The sequence below is a fragment of the Micromonospora sp. CV4 genome (assembly GCF_003667455.1).
In the GTDB taxonomy this organism is placed as follows: domain Bacteria; phylum Actinomycetota; class Actinomycetes; order Mycobacteriales; family Micromonosporaceae; genus Micromonospora.
This window is the reverse complement of sequence record NZ_RCVI01000083.1, coordinates 1-3147: the sequence shown is the minus strand read 5'-3', so window position 1 is coordinate 3147 and position 3147 is coordinate 1. Positions and strand designations below refer to the sequence as shown.

Sequence of the window (3147 nt, the reverse complement as noted above, 5' to 3'; positions counted from 1 at the left end):
CCGCCAGATCGGGGACCGTGCGACGGGCGCGGTCGGCCCGGCGGCGTAGCGCCTCGGCCGCCGGGCGGGCCAGCAGCGGGGTGGCCAGCGCGGCGACCAGGGCGCCGAGCAGCAACCCGGCGGCCACGTCGTGCGGGTAGTGCACACCCACGAAGACCCGGGAGAACGCGGCCAGCAGGGCCAGCGGCAGCGCGACCAGTCCGAGTCGGCGGGAGAGCAGCAGCGTCGTGACCGCCAGCGCGCCGGCCAGGGTGGCGTGATTGCTGGGGAACGACCAGTCGCCCGTTGGTGGACAGCTGCCCGCGATGATGGCCCGGCCGAGCGTCCGGCACGGTCGATCCTCGTCCACCACCGTCTTGAGCCATTCGCTGCCGGCGTACGCCAGCAGGGTCGGCACCGGCGCGACCAGGGCGACCGCCCGGTCGTGCGGGCCGCCGGACAGGCGGCTCAGCGCGGCCACCAGCAGCAGCGCGCCGAGCAGCAGGATCACCCCTTCGGTGGCGTGCCCGACGAACCACTGCACCGGTTGCGGGCTGTCGGCGGCGACGTCGATGACGTCGCGGTACCACTCGGCGCTGATTTCCGGAACGTCCATGTTGCCGGTGTCGACCATGCATCACCTCACCAGATGTTCATACCTGGTTCATCTGGGAGACAGGGTAGGAACGCGCCAGGCGGCAGCGCGGGACCCGAAGGTCGAGGCGGCTCACCGACCTTCGTCCAGGAATCGCACAGCCGGCTCTGCTTGGCTGGTCAGGGACATCGGCACCCCACAGGAGGCATTCGTGCACACCGGTTCGGCCACCGATCAACCGTCGCCCGCCGTCGAGCGCGGGGACGAGGAGACCTGGCGGATCCGGCGTACCGCGGCCGACCTGGACCGGCTCGGCGAGACCGAGTCGATCTTCGCGCTGGGCAACGGGTGGGTCGGTTGGCGTGGTGTCCTCGACGAGGGCGCGCCGTGCGTGATGCCGGGCAGCTACGTCAACGGTTTCCACGAGCGGCGCGAGCTGAGCTATCCCGAGGAGGGGTACGCCTTCCCGCAGGCCAGCGACACCGTCGTCAGTGCCCCGAACGCGGCGCTGATCCGGCTCTGGGTCGACGACGAGCCGCTGGACATCCGCACCGGGACGCTGCACACCCACGAACGGGTGCTCGACCTGCGCGCCGGGGTGCTGCGCCGGGAGACCGAGTGGGTCTCGCCGGCCGGGCGGCGGGTGCGCATCCGCAGCACCCGGCTGGTGTCCCTGCCCCGCCGTCCGGTCGCCGCCGTCCGGTACGAGGTGGAGGCGCTGGACGGGCCCGTCGAGCTGCGGGTCTGCTCGGACCTGCTGGCCAACGAGCAGGTGCCGGAGCGCTCGGACGACCCCCGGGCAGCCTCGGTGATCACCGATCCGCTGACGTCCGAGACGTACCGCGCGGCCGGCCTCGACGGGGTGCTGGTGCACCGCACCGAGCGCAGCGGCCAGCGCGTCGCGGTGGCGGTCAGCCACCTGCTGGACGCGCCGGGCACGGTGACCACCACCGGTGACTGCACCCCCGACCGGGTACGGCTCACCGTGGCCGGCCGGCTGCACCCGGGCGAGCGGCTGCGGTTGACCAAGTTCGCCGCGTACGAGTGCGCGGCGGTCGACGGGACGCCGGCCGGCGAGTTGGCCGACCTGGTCGCCGCCGAGGCGGACGCCGCCCGCGCGGACGGCTTCGACGCCCTCCTCGCCGACCAGCGCGCCGCCCTGGACGCGGCCTGGCAGGCCGCCGACGTGCTGCTCGACGGCGACCGGGAACTCCAGCAGGCGACCCGCTTCGCGATCTTCCACCTGATCCAGGCCGGCCGCCCCGACTCCGACCGGACCATCCCCGCCAAGGGCCTGACCGGCAACGGCTACGACGGGCACGTGCTCTGGGACACCGAGAGCTACGTGCTGCCGGTGCTCACCTACCTGGCTCCGGCGGTGGCCCGCTCGGCGTTGAGCTGGCGACACGCCCACCTGCCCGAGGCCCGCGAGCGGGCCCGCGAGCTGCGGCTGACCGGCGCCACCTTCCCGTGGCGCACCATCGGCGGCCGGGAGTGCTCCGGCTACTGGCCGGCGGGCACCGCCGCGCTGCACGTCAACGCCGACATCGCCGACGCGGTGCTGCGCTACCTGGCCGTCACCGACGACCAGCGGTTCCTCGCCCAGGCGGGGCTGGAGCTGCTGGTGGAGACCGCCCGGCTGTGGCACGGCTTCGGCCACTGGTCGGACACCGGCGCCTTCCACCTGCACGGGGTGACCGGCCCGGACGAGTACGCGGCGCTGGTCAACGACAACGTCTTCACCAACCTGATGGCCCGGCGCAACCTGCGCGGCGCGGCGGACGCCGCCGAGCGCCGCCCCGACCTGGCCGGCCGGCTCGGGGTGGACCCGACCGAGATCGCCGGCTGGCGGGCCGCCGCCGACGCGGTCTTCATCCCGTACGACCGTGCTCGCGGCGTCCACCAGCAGGCGGCCGGGTTCACCGAGCAGCCCGAGTGGGACTTCGCGAACACCGGCGAGGACGACTACCCGCTGCTGCTGCACTACCCGTACCTGGAGCTGTACCGCCGGCAGGTGGTCAAGCAGGCCGACCTGGTGCTGGCCATGCAGCTCCACCCCGGTGAGTTCACCGCCGACGAGAAGGCCCGCAACCTGGCCTACTACGAGGCCCGCACGGTTCGCGACTCGTCGCTGTCGGCAGCACCGCAGGCGGTGCTGGCCGCCGAGGTCGGGCACCTCGACCTGGCGTACGACCTGTTCGCGGAGTCGGTGCTGCAGGACCTGGCCGACCTCGGCGACAAGACCGCGGACGGGCTGCACCTGGCCTCGCTGGCCGGGTCGTGGCTGGCGCTGGTGCAGGGCTTCGGCGGTCTGCGGGACGACCGGGGGGTGCTCTCCTTCGACCCTCGGCTGCCCCGGCGGATCGACCGGCTGGCGTTCAGCCTGCGCTGGCGCGGACATCGGCTGCGGGTCACGCTGACCGCCATCGAGGCGCGCTACGAGCTGCCCGACGCCGGCCCGGACGTCGCGGTCGACCTGTGGCACCACGGTGCGCAGCTCCGGGTCACCGGCGCCGCACCGGTCATCCGGCCGATGCCGCCGGTGCCCGACCCCGGGCCCGAGCCGCACTCCC

The 3147-nt window shown here is 73.9% G+C and carries 2 protein-coding genes; one reads left to right on the top strand and one right to left on the bottom strand.

Features of this window, described 5'->3' with window-relative positions:
- Positions 1-613 (bottom strand): phosphatase PAP2 family protein (locus EAD98_RS00560; protein WP_121652145.1); only part of this gene is annotated, 613 nt, incomplete at its 3' end.
- 172 nt (positions 614-785) lie between these two features.
- Between EAD98_RS00560 and EAD98_RS00555 the strand changes: the two genes are divergently transcribed.
- Positions 786-3147, top strand: a 2362-nt coding sequence (locus EAD98_RS00555; RefSeq protein ID WP_147457300.1) for a glycoside hydrolase family 65 protein, incomplete at its 3' end; no start/stop codon positions are given.